The 18,546-nt window shown below is 46.6% G+C and carries 13 protein-coding genes; 9 read left to right on the forward strand and 4 right to left on the reverse strand.

Annotated features, from left to right (window positions below; all coding sequences use genetic code 11):
* Positions 1-3: 3 nt before the first annotated feature.
* Positions 4-1,407, reverse strand: coding sequence for an aldehyde dehydrogenase family protein (locus tag CL55_RS02910; RefSeq protein WP_046329785.1), 1,404 nt, complete (start codon positions 1,405-1,407; stop codon positions 4-6).
* Between the two features lie 52 nt (positions 1,408-1,459).
* Here CL55_RS02910 and msrA point away from each other — a divergent pair, with 52 nt between their 5' ends.
* On the forward strand, positions 1,460-2,032 hold the full coding sequence (msrA, locus tag CL55_RS02915; protein WP_046329786.1) for a peptide-methionine (S)-S-oxide reductase MsrA: 573 nt from the start codon (positions 1,460-1,462) through the stop codon (positions 2,030-2,032).
* A 29-nt stretch (positions 2,033-2,061) separates the two neighbouring features.
* On the opposite strand, the gene pdxH is transcribed toward msrA, so the two are convergent.
* Complete coding sequence (gene pdxH, locus CL55_RS02920; RefSeq protein ID WP_046329787.1) at positions 2,062-2,697, reverse strand: pyridoxamine 5'-phosphate oxidase; 636 nt, start codon at positions 2,695-2,697, stop codon at positions 2,062-2,064.
* A 22-nt stretch (positions 2,698-2,719) separates the two neighbouring features.
* Between pdxH and CL55_RS02925 the strand changes: the two genes are divergently transcribed.
* The 6 genes from CL55_RS02925 to CL55_RS02950 all read left to right on the forward strand — a co-directional run bounded on the left by CL55_RS02925 (position 2,720) and on the right by CL55_RS02950 (position 10,595).
* The gene (locus tag CL55_RS02925; protein ID WP_046329788.1) at positions 2,720-3,469 is read left to right on the forward strand and encodes a tRNA threonylcarbamoyladenosine dehydratase; all 750 of its coding nucleotides are present in this window, start codon (positions 2,720-2,722) and stop codon (positions 3,467-3,469) included.
* A gap of 305 nt (positions 3,470-3,774) precedes the next feature.
* Entirely contained in the window at positions 3,775-5,100 is a 1,326-nt protein-coding gene (locus tag CL55_RS02930; protein WP_269464921.1) for an amino acid permease, read from the forward strand.
* Between the two features lie 10 nt (positions 5,101-5,110).
* Positions 5,111-6,229, forward strand: a complete 1,119-nt coding sequence (ald, locus tag CL55_RS02935; protein ID WP_046329789.1) for an alanine dehydrogenase — start codon at positions 5,111-5,113, stop codon at positions 6,227-6,229.
* 73 nt (positions 6,230-6,302) lie between these two features.
* On the forward strand, positions 6,303-6,878 hold the full coding sequence (locus tag CL55_RS02940) for a TMEM165/GDT1 family protein (RefSeq protein ID WP_046329790.1): 576 nt from the start codon (positions 6,303-6,305) through the stop codon (positions 6,876-6,878).
* Between the two features lie 33 nt (positions 6,879-6,911).
* Positions 6,912-9,521 carry an aminopeptidase N gene (gene pepN, locus CL55_RS02945; protein WP_046329791.1) on the forward strand — a complete coding sequence of 870 codons (2,610 nt, stop codon included), beginning with the start codon at positions 6,912-6,914 and terminating at the stop codon, positions 9,519-9,521.
* Positions 9,522-9,584: 63 nt separating this feature from the next.
* Positions 9,585-10,595: a class 1 fructose-bisphosphatase gene (locus CL55_RS02950; protein ID WP_046329792.1), complete on the forward strand. Its 1,011-nt coding sequence runs from the start codon at positions 9,585-9,587 to the stop codon at positions 10,593-10,595.
* 99 nt (positions 10,596-10,694) lie between these two features.
* On the opposite strand, the gene cphA is transcribed toward CL55_RS02950, so the two are convergent.
* Complete coding sequence (cphA, locus tag CL55_RS02955) at positions 10,695-13,265, reverse strand: cyanophycin synthetase (protein ID WP_046329793.1); 2,571 nt, start codon at positions 13,263-13,265, stop codon at positions 10,695-10,697.
* Entirely contained in the window at positions 13,266-15,458 is a 2,193-nt protein-coding gene (locus CL55_RS02960; protein ID WP_046329794.1) for a cyanophycin synthetase, read from the reverse strand. It abuts the gene before it with no gap.
* Between the two features lie 210 nt (positions 15,459-15,668).
* On the opposite strand from CL55_RS02960, the gene CL55_RS02965 reads away from it, so the two are divergent.
* Together CL55_RS02965 and CL55_RS02970 are read left to right on the forward strand one after the other, a co-directional pair.
* Complete coding sequence (locus CL55_RS02965) at positions 15,669-18,011, forward strand: cyanophycin metabolism-associated ABC transporter (protein WP_052728740.1); 2,343 nt, start codon at positions 15,669-15,671, stop codon at positions 18,009-18,011.
* On the forward strand, positions 18,008-18,484 hold the full coding sequence (locus tag CL55_RS02970) for a cyanophycin metabolism-associated DUF1854 family protein (protein ID WP_046329795.1): 477 nt from the start codon (positions 18,008-18,010) through the stop codon (positions 18,482-18,484). The genes CL55_RS02965 and CL55_RS02970 overlap by 4 nt, the downstream gene beginning before the upstream one ends.
* The last annotated feature ends 62 nt before the right edge of the window (positions 18,485-18,546 follow it).

Below are 18,546 nucleotides of genomic sequence, written 5' to 3' on the forward strand. Positions count from 1 at the left end.
CGATTATTTGAGCCAACGCAATAGGCGCTCAACACCTTTACCGTAGGGTGGTCTTGCCAACTGAGTGCCACATAAAAAAGGAAGGCCAAAGAAACCGCGCACCTCTAAAACAGATTTGCGATGACTAAATGCCTCAAAACCTGCTTTGCCATGGTATGCGCCCATACCACTTGTGCCGATGCCCCCAAAGGGTAAATCTTCTACAGCAGCATGCAAAAGGGTGTCATTGATTGTGACGCCACCAGAGCGAGTTTCATTTAATACGCGCTTCATCGCTTCTTTATTTCTACCAAACCAGTACATGGCTAATGGCATTGGGCGCTCATTAATATAGCGGATGATTGAATCGATATCGTTGATTGTCACGATTGGCAGAATGGGGCCGAATACTTCTTCTTGCATGATCAGCGCACCCTCAGAAACATTTAAGAGTGCTACTGGAGTAAATGGCAGTCCAGTATTGTTCCTTGGGGAAATCAGTGGAATTGCTTGTGCACCATGATCTATTGCATCTTGAACGAGTTTTTGCCAGCGTGCAAGCTGCTGCTCATCAATCGGGCCAGTGAATTCTTCTGGGTTAAAAAACTGATTTTGCGCTGCATTCTGCAGCTCTTGAATAAATGCATTGCAATCACTTTCGCGAATGACGGCGTAATCCGGCGCAATGCAAGTTTGTCCGCCATTCACTAACTTTCCATAAATGATGCTAGCAGCTGCCTCTTTGAGCTTGGCTGAGGGGTCAACAATTACTGGAGACTTGCCGCCCAGCTCTAAAGTAATTGGGGTTAGGTGATCTGCTGCCGCACGCATAACCTTTTTTCCAATATCTCCGGAGCCCGTAAAAAATAGATGATCAAAAGGGAGTGCTGCAAAAGATTCTGCAACCTCGGTACCGCCAACGCTTACGCAAAATTCAATTGGGTGAAAATATTCTTGAATCAAGGTTGCCAAGAATCCAGAGGTGCGAGAACTTCTTTCTGACGGCTTTAGCCAAACGCGATTACCTGCTGCAAAAGCAGCGATCGCTGGCAAAAGTGCTAGTTGTACTGGGTAATTCCAGGGACTCATGATGCCCACGACACCCATAGATTGCATTTGTGTCCAAGCGTGAGATGAACCCAAAAATCCAGGCGTTGGCACTAGTTGCGGCCTCATCCACTCTTTTAGATTCTGACGAACATGTTTGCAAGCCTGATAAATCATTTGAAACTCAAGAAGTCGACTCTCAGTGGGGTGGCGAGTACCAAAATCTGCAGCCAAAACTTTGCAGATTTTTTCTTCATTGGCGGCAATCATTCGCTCAATACGCCCAATCCGCTCAAGGCGAACCTGTAGGGAGGGGTTCGGTTCTGAGGCATAAGCTGCCTTGATTTCGTCTAATTGAATTGTGAAGCGGTTTATCGGCATGGGGTTTTATGTAGAGCAAGCAAACGATTGAATAAGGCATTAGGATAAAGCCATGAACGAAACTATTCTCAAAAATCACCAAACTCTCGAGCGCGCTACTTTAGGCGGTGGCTGTTTCTGGTGTCTGGAGGCGGTTTATCAGCAAATTTCCGGCGTAAGTGCTGTGGTCTCCGGGTATGCGGGAGGGGTAATGCCAAATCCGGACTATGACTCTATTTGCTCTGGACAAACAGGGCATGCTGAAATCGTCGACATTTACTTTGATCCGGCGATAGTGTCCTATCGTGATTTATTGGAAATCTTCTTTGTGATTCATGATCCAACTACCTTAAATTATCAAGGCAATGACCGTGGAATCCAATACCGTTCGGTGATTTTTACTCACGGCGATAGTCAAACTGCAACTGCTCATGAAATAGTCAAAGAGTTAGAGGATGCGAAGATTTACTCCAATCCAATAGTGACTCAAATTGATATGGCGCCTGTTATTTATCCAGCCGAGGAATATCACCAGAATTATTTTCGTCAGCATCCGGGGCAGGGCTACTGTATGGCAGTCGTTGCTCCTAAGTTAGCAAAATTCAGGGCAAAGTTTCAATCTCTAATTGCGCCAGAGTTTCGCTAGAGTAACTAGGTCAAGCGTAGTTCAATCTTTCACGGCGCTAAGCGAGTAATGCGCCATTGAGCACCATCAAGTTGATAGTGAATACGATCATGTAAGCGTGAAGGACGGCCTTGCCAGAACTCAATCTCAGTAGGTTGTAGGCGGTATCCACCCCAGTGCTCTGGGCGTGGTGGCTTATCTCCAAAGTCTGCTGCAAAACGCTTTTCAGCTTCCTCAAGAAATTCGCGATTGGGAATCTCGGAGCTTTGTGGTGAAGCCCAGGCGCCAATTCGAGATGCTGCTGGTCGGGAGTGAAAGTATTCATCGCTCTCGGCAGGACTAACGCGCTCAACCACCCCTTTGATACGAACCTGACGCTCTAGCTCGTGCCAATGAAATAACAAGGCAGCGTGTGGGCGAGCAGCTAGTTCTTTACCCTTTTGGCTTTCGTAATTGGTAAAGAAGGTGAAACCAGCGCTATCCGCACCTTTTAGTAAGACAATACGGGCTGATGGATTACCCGCAGAATCTGCAGTTGCCAAAGTCATGGAGTTGGGTTCGGGGCACTCCGCTTTCACGGCCTGATCAAACCAAACTTGAAATAAATTCAGTGGATTTGGTGAAACCTCAGTCTCTGAAAGCTGACCGAAGGTGTAGTTTTTGCGGAGTTGAGCAATGGAGTCCATTTTTTCAGTATAAAGAGAGTCTATGGTAGAAGACAAGGTAGAAGACAGTTTGGGAGATCGTCGTTTTGGGGGTGTAGCTCGTCTATATGGCCCAGAGCTGCGTGAGCGTTTTCGTCATGCAACAGTGGTAGTGGCAGGATTAGGTGGAGTGGGGTCATGGGCTGCTGAGGCATTAGCTCGCACTGCCATCGGACATCTCGTCTTGATCGATTTTGATCACATTGCCGAAAGTAATACCAATCGTCAACTTCATGCCTTGGAGGGTGAGTTTGGCAAGGCAAAAGTACAGGCTATGACTGATCGCATTCGCCAAATTAATCCTGAAATCATGCTGACTACCCATGATGCGTTTTTGGAGCCAGAAAATCTGGATATCTTGATTCCAGAAAATGCAATTGTTTTAGACGCGACTGATTCAGTGCAAACCAAGATTGCTTTGGCTGTGTGGGCAAACAAAAATGAGCGTGCTCTAGTGATGTGCGGTGCAGCCGGTGGAAAGTCAGATCCTACTTCTGTGCGCTGCGATGATCTTTCGCGAACTGAGCAAGATGCCTTGTTAGCAAAGGTGCGTCAAGGCCTTAGACAAGATCATGGCTTTTCTAGAAATTTGAAAAGAAAAATAGGTATTCGCGCAATTTATTCTCATGAGCCACGCGCGGGAGCTGCTAGTGGTGGTCTTGCCTGCTCTGGTTATGGCTCTACCGTAATGGTCACGGCAGCTTGTGGTTTAGCCGCTGCCGCTGAAATTTTGAATCTTATTGCTGCCCAGTAAGCCATTCTTTCAAATTCATCTATGAATCCTTAAGGGGAATCCCTGTAGGAAATTACTGATTCTGATGTCATCCCAGATTTATTAATAGCCTATTAAGCCTGCTCTAATATAGAACGCTCATTTATTACGCATCAAATTTATTTGTTTAAATACTTTGCGCATTTATATCCCCTAGTGCAGATGCGCAGTCCTCCCTAGACTTTGCCTCGTTGGTGATTTACCAACGACAAATCGAAAGGAGGTCTCTTTTGCAGACTGAACAAACTGGTTTACAGCGCCACCTCAAAGTGCGGCATATTCGCCTCATGGCTTTGGGGTCCACTATTGGCGTTGGATTATTTCTAGGCTCGGCAAGTGCGATTCAAATCGCAGGACCTTCAATTTTGTTGGGATACCTACTGGCTGGTATCGTAGCCTTCATCGTGCTTCGCACTTTGGGTGAGATGGCAGTGCATGAACCAGTCGCAGGATCATTTGCGGCTTATGCCAATACTTATGTAGGACCTCTTGCTGGCTACATGGTTGGATGGGGTTACTGGACCTACTGGATCGTCGTTGGAATAGCCGAAGTTACCGCGGTTGGCATTTATATGGGGATTTGGTTTCCTGATACGCCGCAGTGGATCTGGGCTTTATCTTCCATTTTGATGATGGGTCTAATTAACCTCATTGCTGTCAAAGTATTCGGTGAGTTTGAATTTTGGTTTGCTCTCATCAAAGTGGTTGCTATTGTTGCCATGATTGCCTTGGGTGGCTCAGTCATTTTCTTTGGCTTTACTAATGACTGGAATCCCATTGGCCTTGCTAACTTATGGCAGCACGGTGGCTTCTTCCCTAATGGCATTAGTGGGATGCTACTCTCTTTGCAGATGGTTCTATTTGCCTATGTTGGCATTGAGATGATTGGTTTATCTGCTGGTGAAGCAGAGAATCCACGCAAAACTATTCCGATGGCGATCGACTCATTAGCGTGGCGCATCCTCATTTTCTATATGGGTGCGATTTTTGTCATCTTAGCGATCTTCCCCTGGAATGAGATTGGACAACAAGGCAGTCCATTTGTGGTGATGTTTGAGCGAATTGGTTTACGCGAAGCGGCTGGAATCATTAACTTCGTAGTCATTACTGCTGCCTTGTCATCTTGTAATGCCGGCATCTTTAGTGGTGGTCGACTCCTCTATGCACTCTCAGTCAATGGGTACGCACCTTCGCCATTTGCGAAGTTATCAAAGTATGGTGTTCCACATCGTGCAGTGATGGCTACCGTAGCGGTTTGTATGACTGGCGTAGTGCTGAACTACTTTGTTCCTGATAAAGCATTTCAATACATCATGGCCGCAGTGACCTTTATCGGTTTGATGGTTTGGATTGCTATTTTGATCACGCAAATTCAGTTTCGTCGCTCACTGACAAAAGTCCAGGTTGCTGAGTTGGCATATCGCACGCCTTGGTGGCCCTATTCCTCGTGGTTCGCATTGGCATTTATTGCCCTAGTAGTGGTGCTGATGGGCTTTCATGAGGATGCACGGATTGCCTTAGTCTTAGGTCCGTGCTTATTAGGTGTGTATCTCGCCATGTTCTACATCGTTGGCTTGCATCGCAAAACAAAACTGAGTCGTGAATTCAAATAAGGAGACATAAATGATTGTTGGCGTACCTCAAGAAGTAAAAAATAATGAATTTCGTGTTGGCTTGACCCCAGGTAATGTGAGGGGTTTATGTAAGCAAGGCCATTCTGTCTTAGTGCAACGTGGGGCAGGTGAGCAAATTGGCTTGAGCGATGAATCCTATCGTCTGGCTGGTGCTACATTAATCAATAGCGCTGCTGAAGTTTTTGCAAAGGCAGAGATGGTAGTTAAGGTAAAGGAGCCTCAACCCCAGGAATGTGCGATGTTGCGTGAGGATCAAATTCTCTTTACCTATTTACACCTAGCACCAGACCCGCAGCAGACTAAAGCATTGCTCGCATCAGGCGCAAGTTGTATTGCTTATGAAACCGTGACCTCGTTTAATGGTGCATTACCACTTCTAGCCCCGATGAGTGAAGTTGCGGGCAGAATGTCTATACAAGCAGCCGCTACGCATCTAGAAAAAACAAATGGAGGTTTAGGTATCTTGATGGCGGGTGTACCTGGAGTAGCACCTGCAAAAGTGGTGATATTGGGTGCGGGAGTTGTGGGGCGCAATGCTTTGCAGATGGCAGTTGGGATGGGTGCAGATGTTTATATTTTTGATCGCAATATTGATTGCTTAAGACAGATTGACATACTTTATGGCAATCGTGTGAGAACCTTTTATGCTGATCCACTTTTGGTCGAGCTCGAGGTTTGTGAAGCAGATGTGGTCATTGGTGCCGTGTTGTTACCTGGTGCTGCAGCCCCAAAACTGGTAACACGCGAGATGGTACGCAAAATGAAGGCGGGTGCAGTAGTAGTAGACGTAGCGATTGACCAAGGTGGTTGTTTTGAGACATCCAAACCCACTACGCATACTGATCCCACTTTTATCGTGGATGGCGTGCTGCACTACTGTGTGGCGAATATGCCCGGTGCAGTCGCAAGAACTTCTACCTTTGCTTTGACGAATGCAACTTACCCTTTCATTGAAGCCTTGGCAAATCGGGGTATGGTGAAGGCGTTCTCGCATGATCATCATCTTCGCAATGGTTTAAGTGTGCACCGAGGTCAGCTCACATCCGAGCCAGTTGCTAAAGCGCAAAGAGTAGATTTTGTATTGGCGGAAGAATTATTGGCTGCCTAATGGTTTGATTGCAGTCCTATGGTGGAGTGTCTTGGGGGTCTAGGCTCCCAAGCTTTCCTCTATTATCCTAAGAATGGACCTATCTGCATTAGTAATTTCTACCGGCGTCGTCGCTCTTGCGGAGATGGGTGATAAAACCCAATTACTCTCTTTGATGTTGGCTGCGCGTTATCCAAAGCAGGCGCTCGCCATTATTGGTGGGATATTCATCGCAACAATTGCTAATCATGCGTGTGCGGCTTTACTGGGGCATTGGCTCACTACTTTTATGAGTCCAGATCTGCTCAAGTGGATTTTGGGCTTAAGCTTTTTGGGAATAGGTCTCTGGCTCTTGGTGCCTGATCATATTGATGATGCAGCTGGATCAAAAGTAGCCGATAGAGCTTTTCAGGTATTTATGCTGACGGTCGGACTCTTTTTCTTAGCTGAGATGGGAGATAAGACCCAAATCGCTACGATCGCCTTGGGTGCAAAATATTCCGATGTCTTTTCTGTGACGGTTGGCACTACTTTGGGGATGATGCTGGCGAATGCCCCAGCAGTTTGGATTGGGCAAAAATTCACGAATCGTATGCCCATTCAGTGGGTACATGCGGTTGCCGCTGTCACCTTCATCGCCATTGGTATTGCTACTCTTATTTGGGGTTAGGTCGAATTTTTCCATGGGGCTTAAAATTACCTTATGAAAACTGATCTGCCACAGAGCTTTCGCAGGCTCGAATACCGCGCTTCCAATTACACCTTTTCACAAGTTGATCTAGACATTGCTTTAGATCCTGCTAGGACGATAGTGAAGAGCCGATTAGAAGTTCTGCCTGGCGCTAGTCATGAGGCTGGTACACCTTTAGTTCTGCAGGGCTATGAACTTGAATTCGTGAGTTTGCGCATTAATGGTGAAGCCCATCGCCAGTTTGAACTGAATCCAGAAACACTGACTATCCATGCTTTGCCGAATGAGGGTAAGCAAGCTTTCATTGTTGAGATTATCTGCGTATGTGTACCTGAGAAAAATACCTCGCTCATGGGCTTATATGTTTCCAACGGGAATTTCTTTACCCAGTGCGAAGCTGAGGGGTTCAGAAAGATTACATACTTCCTCGATAGACCTGATGTGATGGCGCGTTATCGCGTGACTCTTCGTGCTCGTGAGTCAGAATGCCCAGTGTTGTTATCGAACGGCAACCTCATTAGTGCTGAAAAATTACCGAATGGTTGGCACAGCGCTGTTTGGGAAGATCCGTTTCCAAAACCATCTTATTTGTTTGCCTTGGTTGCCGGAAAACTGGAATGCATAGAAGAAACCATCACTACAGGCAGCGGTGCAAAAAAGTTATTACAGATTTGGGTTGAACCACATGACTTGAAAAAGACCCGTCACGCAATGGATTCTTTAATTGCCTCAATTCGTTGGGATGAGAAACGCTATGGCCTGGAGTTAGATCTGGAGCGCTTCATGATTGTGGCAGTTGGTGATTTCAATATGGGTGCGATGGAAAATAAGGGCCTGAATATATTTAATACTAAGTATGTCCTCGCTCAAGCAGAGACTGCAACCGATGCCGACTTTGCCAACATAGAAAGCGTCGTAGCTCATGAGTACTTTCATAACTGGACCGGCAATCGAGTTACCTGTAGGGATTGGTTTCAGCTTTCATTAAAAGAAGGTTTAACTGTATTTCGAGATCAAGAGTTCTCTGCAGATCAGATGGGGACTGAGTCTGGTAGAGCGGTAAAGCGCATTGAAGATGTGCGCTTATTGCGTCAACTACAGTTTCCAGAAGATGCGGGGCCAATGGCACATCCAATTCGTCCAGACGAATACCAAGAGATCAATAATTTCTACACCGTCACTGTATATGAAAAGGGTGCAGAAGTAGTGCGGATGTATCAAACTCTATTGGGTGTTGAGGGTTTCCGTAAAGGCATGGATTTGTACTTCCAGCGTCATGATGGTCAAGCAGTTACCTGCGATGATTTCTTGGCTGCCATGGCTGATGCCAATGGCCGCGATCTTTCCCAGTTTAAAAACTGGTACAGCCAGGCCGGTACTCCTCAGGTCAAGGTGGAGGAACTCTATGATGCGGATAAAAAGCAATATCAAGTGACTTTGACGCAAAGCCCCTCAGCAAATACAGCGCACAAAGATAGTAAGCTTTTTCATATTCCACTGAAGATGCGTTTACTAACATCTGAAAATGACCAGCTTGAAACTTTGTTGGAGTTAACACAAGGTCAGCAAGCCTGGACTTTTGATCAGGTGATGAGCCGTCCAGTGTTATCGATTAATCGCAATTTCTCAGCCCCGATTAATTTAGATTTTGATCAAAGTGAGGCCGACCTACTCACCATGTTCTCGAGTGATGATGACGCCTTCAATCGTTGGGAGGCTGGTCAGAAACTGGCAATGCAAATGATTCTGGGTAATCGTTTGCCTGATAAAGCGCTGATTGAGGCTTATCGCACTTTGTTGACTGATTCGAACTTAGATCCCGCGTTCAAAGAGCTGGCGCTGACCCTTCCTGCCGAGACTTATCTATATGAGCAGTGTGCGAGCGTTGATCCACAACAAATTTATCATGCGCGTCGTGCTTTCCGTCATGCTCTAGCTAGTGAGTTACGCATCGAGTGGGCAGCGCTCTATCAGCAGATGCAAACGCCAGGACCATTTAATCCAGATGCAGCAAGCGCTGGTAAGCGCGGCTTAAAGAATCTGGCGTTAAGTATGTTGCTTGAAGCGGACCCTTTGATCTGGGCGCCAATGGCAGTCAATCAGTATCAGAATGCTGACAACATGACTGATCGATATGCTGCTTTAGCTGGCTTAGCCATTCATGGATCAAAATCAGCGACTGCTTGTTTGGAGGATTTTTATTCCCGGTTTGCTGACGATGCTTTAGTCATTGATAAATGGTTTGCATTGCAATCAAGCAGACCCCCAGTCGAAAATGCTGAATCGACATTGAATGAAGTCAAGCGCTTGCGTGAGCACGAAGCCTTCAAGATGAATAACCCCAACCGAGTTCGCAGCGTCATTCATGCTTTTTGTATGAATAATCCCGCTAGCTTTCATCAGGCAGATGGCAGTGGTTATGCATTTTGGGCTGAATCCGTTTTGGCCTTAAACCTCATCAATCCTCAGGTTGCCGCTCGTTTAGCTAGGGGATTAGATCGCTGGCGTCAATTTGCCAAGCCTTATCAAGACCATATGCTGGCAGCCCTAAAGCAGGTTGCGGCTTGCGAAACCCTCTCTCCAGATGTGAAAGAGGTGGTTTCAAAGGCTTTGGGTAATTAATCGATTCAGAACAGGGCAAAATAGAGCCATCGCAGAACCAACCCCATTTCGGAGAAATTTCTTTTGAGCGCTTCAAGCACCTTTAATACTAATTTCAAGCAATACCTGATATCCGCTAAGGTGAAGGGTGCTGGCATACCCGCTGGCTTACAAGAACTGTTATTAGCAGTTGCACATACTTGTTCAACCCTGAGTCATGAGGTCGCACAAGGCGCTTTAATTGGTTTACTAGGCTCTGCTGGCACTGGTAATGTCCAGGGTGAAGTTCAGCAAAAACTGGATGTGATTGCCAATGACTTACTAATTGATGGTGTACAGGGATGTAAATCCCTGGCCGGTCTGGCTTCCGAAGAAATGGAATTACCACTCCCAGTTCAGGGCACTGGCGACTACTTGCTATTGTTTGATCCATTGGATGGTTCGTCAAATATCGATGTGAATGTATCTATCGGTACGATTTTCTCTGTACTCAAGAAGCAGGATCCTGCAGCCTCATTACAAACTTCAGATTTCTTATTATCAGGCCGTCATCAAGTGGCCGCAGGTTATGTTGTCTATGGTCCGCAAACTACCATGGCATTAACGCTGGGCGATGGCGTAGTGATGTTTACGCTCAATAAGGTGACTGGTGAATTCATCTTAATTAAGCATGCAGTTGAGATTGCGCACTCAACGGAAGAGTTTGCCATCAATATGTCGAATATGCGTCACTGGGCCGAGCCTGTGCGCCGCTATGTAGATGAGTGCTTAGCAGGTGTCAGTGGCGAACGTGATAAAGATTTCAACATGCGCTGGATTGCGTCCATGGTTGCCGATGTTCACCGCGTCTTATCGCGTGGCGGTATCTTTATGTATCCATGGGACCAACGTGAACCCCATAAGCCAGGCAAGTTACGCCTGATGTATGAAGCTAATCCCATGAGCTTTTTAGTAGAGCAGGCTGGTGGCGCATCAACTAATGGTGACCAATTAATTATGGACATGATTCCTACAGAATTACATGAGCGTGTCTCTGTCATGCTGGGGTCTAAAGAAGAGATTGAGCGCTTACAGCATTACCATTCGCAGGTGTAGGTGTTTGCCTCTTCCTGAGCTAGTAAGATCAAACAAAAACGCCAACTCACTGATTGGCGTTTTTACTTCAGGCCGTTGCCTAAAAAATGAATTAAACGATTATGGCCGAACCTGCTCTTTAAGGTAGGCTAGCGATTCTTCGACTTGGTCAATGAGTATCAAGCAGATATCGCCGGCAGACAAATCATTCAGAGCCGTATCAATAGCAAGAAATTCACCAGTAATCTCTTTAACTTGCTTGGCTTTCTTGGTGCCTACTAAACCTTCTTGAAGAAGCTTGAGCACTTCACCATCTTCGCGGCCACGCTGACACTGATCTTGATACAGAATGACATTGTCAAAGCTATTGCCAAGAATACGAGTTAGATCGCGAATATCTTCATCACGACGATCGCCGGCACCGCTAATAACAACGTGACTCTTCTTGGGTTTCATGGCCTCAATTGCGCTAGCTAAAGCGCGCATAGCATCTGGATTGTGGCCATAGTCAGCAATGACAGTGGCACCTTTATGCTGGAATTGATTAAAGCGACCTGGCACAGCATTTGCAGAGCTCTCAAACGAGTGGAGGCCACGCGCAATCTTTTCAGCATCCAAGCCTAATGCCCAAGCCGCTCCAATAGAAGCCATGGCGTTTTCAATTTGGAAGCCTAAAACGCCATTCTGGGTCAACGGAATTTCGCTAACCGGGAAGCGAAAGAGAACGCGTGATCCTTTGGAGCAGACGATAAAGGCCCCATCAAAGTAAATCACTTTTTTGTTTTTAGCTCGATGTGCCGCAATCACGGGGTGATGTTGATTTTGCGCAAAGAAAATCACTCGACCAGTGCAAACATCCCCCATCTTCACTACTATAGGATCCGTAGCATTGAGAACTGCGGCGCCAGACGGCGCCACATTTTGAACAACTACCCGTTTCAGAATCGCTAAGTCTTCAACACTGGTGATGTAGTTAAGACCGAGATGATCTCCTTCGCCAATATTGGTAACAACAGCAACTTCACAGCGGTCAAAACCCAAGCCTTCACGCAGCATTCCGCCGCGAGCTGTTTCTAAAACAGCGGCATCTACGTCGGGATGCATGAGGACGTTACGAGCACTCTTGGGCCCACTGCAGTCTCCAGAATCAATCAGTCGATGGTTGATATACACGCCATCAGTGGTTGTCATGCCAACACGTAGGCCAGTCTCATTAAGTAGATGAGAAATCAGGCGTACGGTAGTTGTTTTACCGTTGGTTCCAGTCACTGCAACAACTGGAATTCTGCCATCCTCGCCAAGAGGGTACATCGTATTAATGATGTCTTCGCCTACAGGACGGCTCTTGCCATAGGAAGGCTTGAGATGCATACGTAGGCCTGGTGCGGCATTGACCTCAACAATTCCACCGCCTTGAGCTTCTAAAGGCTTGTAAATTGCTTCGCACAAAATATCAACACCTGCGATGTCCAAGCCAATCATTTGCGCAGCAGCGATAGCGCTGGCTGCAACATCAGGATGGACATCATCTGTAACATCAGTTGCTGTGCCACCAGTACTCAGGTTGGCATTGTTACGCAGCAAAACGCGTTCCCCAGTTTTGGGAATGTATTTGGGGCTCAGATTATTGCTGGCTAAATGCGCAAGAGCAATATCGTCAAACCGAATCTTTGTTAATGCTGTTGCATGACCGTCACCACGTAATGGATTTTTATTTTCCAGCTCAACTAGTTCAGCAACGGTATGCTTGTCATCGCCAATCACTTGAGCGGGTTCGCGACGTGCCGCAGCAGATAGGCGATTGCCGACTACTAATAAACGGTAGTCTGCGCCGGGTAAATAGCGCTCCACAATAGTTTCTCGACCAAAGGCTTGCGTCACAACAAAGCCAGCACGTATCTCTTCCTCTGTTTGAATGTTCGCAACAACACCTTTACCTTGATTACCATCTTTAGGTTTAAGCACTATGGGGCCGCCAATTTTCTGTGCCGCGCGCCATGCATCATCAGCAGTGGTGACTACCTCGCCAATTGGAACTGATACGCCAGCGGCTGCTAAGAGATTTTTAGTGAGCTCTTTGTCTTGTGCAATGGCTTCTGCAATTGCGCTTGTATCGCTGGTCTCGGCGGCTTGAATACGTTTTTGTTTGCTACCCCAACCAAACTGCACCATGCTGCCCTCAGTCATACGGCGATAAGGGATATTTCTTTGTACTGCAGCGTCAACAATGGATCCAGTGCTCGGGCCTAGGCGTACATCCTCATACAAAGCCTCTAATTCTGAGAGGGCAGCTGCTAAATCAAACGGTACATCATTAAGAGTTGCCTGGATTAGTCCAAATGCAAAGTCAAAAGCCATGCGACCAACGACTTCTTCTGTGTATTCCACTACGACTTGATAGACGCCCGCATCAACAGTTTGTACTGTGCGGCTAAAGGTGACTGGACAGCCAGCCTGAGACTGAAGGCCTAATGCAGCATGCTCCAAGGCATGGGCTAGGGAGAGAGCTTCATTGTGTCCACCTCGGCGCATACTACCTAACTGGGGAAAGCGTTCGCGAATCTTGATTTCAAATTGGGGAATTAAGTCGATTGAGCGCTCTGATTCGTCACAAGAAACAATTGCTTCTAAAGAAGTATGGCGGCTCCATAAATTCGGGCCACGCAATATGCGAATACGGGTGATTTCCAATTAAGCCCCTGCTGGAATATTGGAGCTGGAAACAAATGTTTCAACACCAGCTTCGATAACGTTGAACGGAATATCTAAAGCCCAAGCAGCTCCAATGGCAGCTGCAAGACTTAAGTTGGAGACCCAATCAAGAGATGCATCTCTCACAGTTGGGGGGATGGGGATAACTAATTTATCTAGCTTACCCTGTTTGAGGGTAATGAAAGATAGGCCCACAATGATTGAGCGGCCATCTTTTTCTTGGTGAGCAGTTATTACAGGGGAGGCTGGGTCTTGAGAGAAGTACATCACTTCACCCTTGCTGAGTTCGGCCATTTTCACAATCATGGAGTCATCTGCATTTAACACGCTAGTGCCTGTCGGCAACACGACATCAACCTGAGTTCGAACCACGTTAAATAATTGATCTTCTTCGCTGATGTAGTGTTCTGGAAAGAGCTTAAGCGGATCAATGTTGAGAACGATGCCAACTTGACATTGGTCGTATGCGAGACCTTCTAGCAAAAGAGAGGCATTGTCATTTTCAATTACAGCGACTTCGATGGCCCTATTTTGTAGTGTGCGTCGCGCATTGTCCCAATGAGAAGAGGAGGTTTGCTTAATGGTGCGACTACCGAAATACAGGCCATTACTGGTAGAGAGGCCAACATGCGCGTTAGTCAGTCTAATAAAATGGGCAACCATTTCAGCGACGATGGTTCTTCCAGAATTGCCACTAATGCCAACAATAGGAATCCTAAAATCGTAACCTGGCGGGAATAAATGATTTGCAATTTCTTCGCCTACAGGTTGAGGTTTGCCACTGGCAGGTTTTAGGTGCATTAATAAGCCAGGACCTGCATTGACCTCGACGATGGCAGCATTCTGTGACTCAAGTGGTTTACTGATATCTTGGGCCACAAGGTCAATACCAGCAATTTCTAATCCTACTACGCGTGCAGCCAAAGCAACTTGATGAGCTACTTCAGGGTGAACTAGATCAGTTACATCAAATGCTACGTTACCGTTACTTTGAATGAGTACCTTTTGATCAACACTGGGAATGCTGTCACCAGTGAGTTTCTGGCGTGCAAGCTCTAACTCAACCGCAGAATCGATACGTACTGGATTGAGGGGGCACTCTTCGGTGGTACCCCGACGTGGGTCAGAATTAATTTGAATCTGAATGAGTTCAAGAACGGTATGTTTGCCATCCCCCGTAATCCAAACGGTTTCACCTTTGGCGGCTGCAACTACTTTATTGCCTACTACCAATAAGCGATGTTCGTCACCAATGATGTGTCGCTCTACTAAAACTTCACTACCTTCGTTAATAGCAACAGCATATGCCGCTTCAATTTCTTGCTGGGTATAGAGGTTGATAAATACACCACGACCATGATTGCCATCAATTGGCTTTACAACTACTGGCAGGCCAATATCTTGCGCCGCTTCCCAGGCGTCATCCGGACTAGTAACAGTTCTACCCTCTGGAGTAGGGACGCCAGCACTAGCAAGTAAGCTCTTAGTAAGGTCTTTATCACGCGAGATAGTTTCTGCGATGGCACTGGTTTGATCAGTTTCTGCTGTCCAAATACGTCTTTGCTTAGAACCGTATCCAAGTTGTACTAAATTACCGCTTGATAGCCTGATGTAAGGAATTTCTCGTGCGGTTGCAGCGTTGACGATGCAGGCTGTACTGGGACCAAGACAGAGGTCATCACTTAAATCGCGAAGGTCTTCAATAATCTGTTCTCTTTGCGCAATAGCATCTCCATTATCTTTAATTAAGGTGAGGAGAAGATCGCGTGCAAACTGAAAGGCCTGCAATGTTACGGCCTCTTCAGTAGCGCTCACAATGACTTTATATACGCCTCGACGGCCACCGTCCCGAGCTCTGCCAAAGCCACCCGCAATGCCAGCTAAGTTTTGCAGCTCAATGGTGAGGTGTTCTAGGATATGTCCAGGCCAAGTACCTTCTTCAACGCGCTTTAAAAACCCGCCTGGCTCTCCGTAGCTGCAGCGATGATCATGCAGACTGGGAAGGCACTTACTAAGGCGATCGTAAAAACCGGGAATGAGGTCAGATGGGTAATCTTCCAAGTCGCCTATATCAATCAATACCTCAAGCGCTGGGTTATAGCTCCACATATTGGGGCCACGAAGATGTCTATGGCTCAGGATTTCAATGGTTTTATCTAGTAATTGGGGCATATGTGGAGTGGGGGATCACGGCGCCAACATGGAAAATGAGGGCGGAGATGTCTCAGACTGTCTCTCTAGTTCTAGTAATTATTCAAAATCCACAAAATTAGCAAAAATGCTTAAAAAAGCCTACTTTGTCAATTTAACGGCTTTCTACCCACTAAGGTTGACAGTATTACTAAATCTAAAAAACCTAGCTCCACTATACTTTTAGGATTAATGAAGCCTGAAATTTCCCCATCCGCCCACACTTTGCCAGGTCATTGGGCTAGTGTTTTAGAAGCTTCTCAATCCCCAGTAAAAGATCTCAACTCCATACTGGCATGGGTTGAGCTTGATCTCGATGGTGAAATGCGCTTTGAGAGAAGCCTGCTTTGCTTGATTCCTACAGGTCTATTTTGGAGTGACGGTATTCGCTCGGAATTCTGGCCGATTAGCCCTGGAGCCCATCTTTTGCATGGCGATTACGCTGGAGTAGGGCATCTCAAGCTGGAGTCTGAGGCTAGCCTGCTGCGGCTTTGGTACTTTACTTTGGCTGTTAATCCCCAAGTATTGCGCCTGCAGAGCAGTTTTAGGCAGTTAATCCGGGGTGACCAGCTTGGTAACGAGCCCGAGTCTTCTGTATACGATAAGCAGGTTTGTCCGGTGTGTTTAAGCCCAAAGCCTGCTAACTCAGACGCTTGCCCAACGTGCGATCCAGAGGAGGATGCCCCTCCATCGACTTGGACTTTATTTAAGTTGTGGCGCTTTGCGCGCCCGTATAAAAAAGAGCTCTTACTGGGTTTTGTTCTGACTTTACTGTCAACCGGTGCCACACTGATTCCGCCTTATTTGACGATGCCCTTGATGGACCATGTGTTGATTCCATATGAAAAAGGTAATCCGATTGATTTTGATTTAGCAACTAAATATCTGCTTGCCCTCTTCGCTGCAGCAGTTGTTGCATGGGGCCTCGGTTGGTGGAAAACCTATTTACTCGCATTGGTGAGTGAGCGCATCGGCGCAGATCTGCGGAACACAACTTTTGAGCATTTGCTCAAATTATCTTTAGAGTATTTTGGTGGCAAAAGAACTGGCGACTTGATTGCACGTATTGGTGCTGAGACAGATCGTATCTGCGTATTCTTATCTTTATATGCTTTGGATTTTGCAACCGATGTCATCATGATTACGATGACGGCAGCAATTTTGGTATCAATTGATCCTTTGCTAGCCTTAGTCACTTTGGCGCCATTGCCATTTATCGTATGGATGATTCATGTGGTGCGCGATAAGCTGCGATTTGGTTTTGAGAAGATTGATCGCGTTTGGTCTGAAGTAACTAATATCTTGGCTGATACGATTCCAGGGATCCGGGTAGTCAAAGCGTTTGCTCAAGAAGATCGTGAGCTCAAACGTTTTGTTGATTCCAATAAACACAATTTGCAAATCAATGATCGCGTCAACCGCGTATGGGGATTGTTTTCCCCAACGGTGACGCTGTTAACAGAAACTGGTCTTTTGGTAGTGTGGGGTTTTGGTATTTGGCAGGTTGCGCATCAAAAGGTCACCGTTGGTGTATTGATTGCATTCCTTGCTTACATCGGACGTTTTTACATTCGACTCGATTCAATGAGTCGCATCGTTTCGCATACGCAAAAAGCTGCGGCTGGAGCTAAGCGTATTTTTGATATCTTGGACCATGTTTCGAGTGTTCCTGAGCCAATTAATCCAGCACCTTTGGGTGCAGTGAAAGGCCATATCTCCTTACGAAGTGTGGGTTTCCGCTATGGCAACCGTGCTGTTTCTAAAGGGATTGATCTGGATATTGCCCCTGGAGAAATGATTGGTTTAGTAGGCCATAGTGGCTCTGGTAAGAGCACTTTGGTGAACTTGATTTGCCGCTTCTATGACGTCAGTGCTGGTTCGATTGCCTTGGACGGGCGTGATATCCGTAGCATCAGGATTGCCGACTATCGCAAACGTATTGGTTTGGTTTTACAAGAGCCATTTCTATTCTTTGGCACGATTGCAGAAAATATTGCTTACGGAAAACCGGACGCCACTCGTGAAGAAATTATTGAAGCAGCCCGCGCAGCACATGCGCATGAATTTATTCTGCGCTTACCACTCGGTTATGACTCTTTAGTAGGTGAGCGCGGCCAATCTCTTTCGGGTGGAGAGCGTCAACGTATTTCCATTGCACGTGCGCTGTTGATTAATCCAAGTATTCTAATTTTGGATGAAGCCACCTCATCTGTGGATACCACCACCGAAAAAGAAATTCAGCGCGCTTTAGATAATTTGGTGAAGGGCCGCACTACGATTGCGATTGCCCATCGTCTCTCTACTTTAAGAAAAGCAGATCGCTTGGTCGTGCTCGATAAAGGTGAGATCGTGGAGATTGGTTCGCATGATGAGTTAATGGATGCGCAGGGTGCTTATTACGCCCTATACCAAGCTCAGTTGCGTCATGCTGCTGAGTTGGTTGAGGGTGGCGCTATTGGTGAAAGTATTGATGAGAGTGAGCTCAAACAAGAAAGTCTCCAAGTCATTGCTAAAGAAACTGGGGGTGGGGTATGAGTCAGTATCCAAAGCCACATCAGCTTGAGCGTGATGCCCTTGGTCGACTAGTGCTGATTGATGCAGTCGGTACTCGTCATGTTGGTGTCTATCCGGTAAGAGCATTCCCGATTACCGCACCAGGCGCTGGCATCTCAATCATGGATCAGTCGGGCAAAGAGTTATGTTGGTTTGATGGCATCACTACCATTCCTGAAGGCGAGTTAGCCCTCCTTGAGGAAGGGTTAGCTGCCCGCGAGTTCATGCCGGTGATTGAAAAAATCACCGAGGTATCCACTTTTGCCACCCCGAGCATTTGGGATATCGAAACCGATCGCGGCCCCACCAGAATTCGCCTCAAGGGTGAGGAAGATATTCGTCGCATTGCAGGTAATACGCTTCTGATTGCAGATTCCAATGGCCTGCAATTTTTGATTAAAGATTCCACTCAACTGGATAAAGTCAGCAAGAAGCTTTTGGATCGATTCCGCTAAGCAAATATCCTGCAAAGGTCTTGCTAGGGTTTTTACTTAGGAGTTAGTGTTTGCCCTAACTA

It is taken from the genome of Polynucleobacter duraquae (assembly GCF_000973625.1).
Classification (GTDB): Bacteria; Pseudomonadota; Gammaproteobacteria; order Burkholderiales; family Burkholderiaceae; genus Polynucleobacter; species Polynucleobacter duraquae.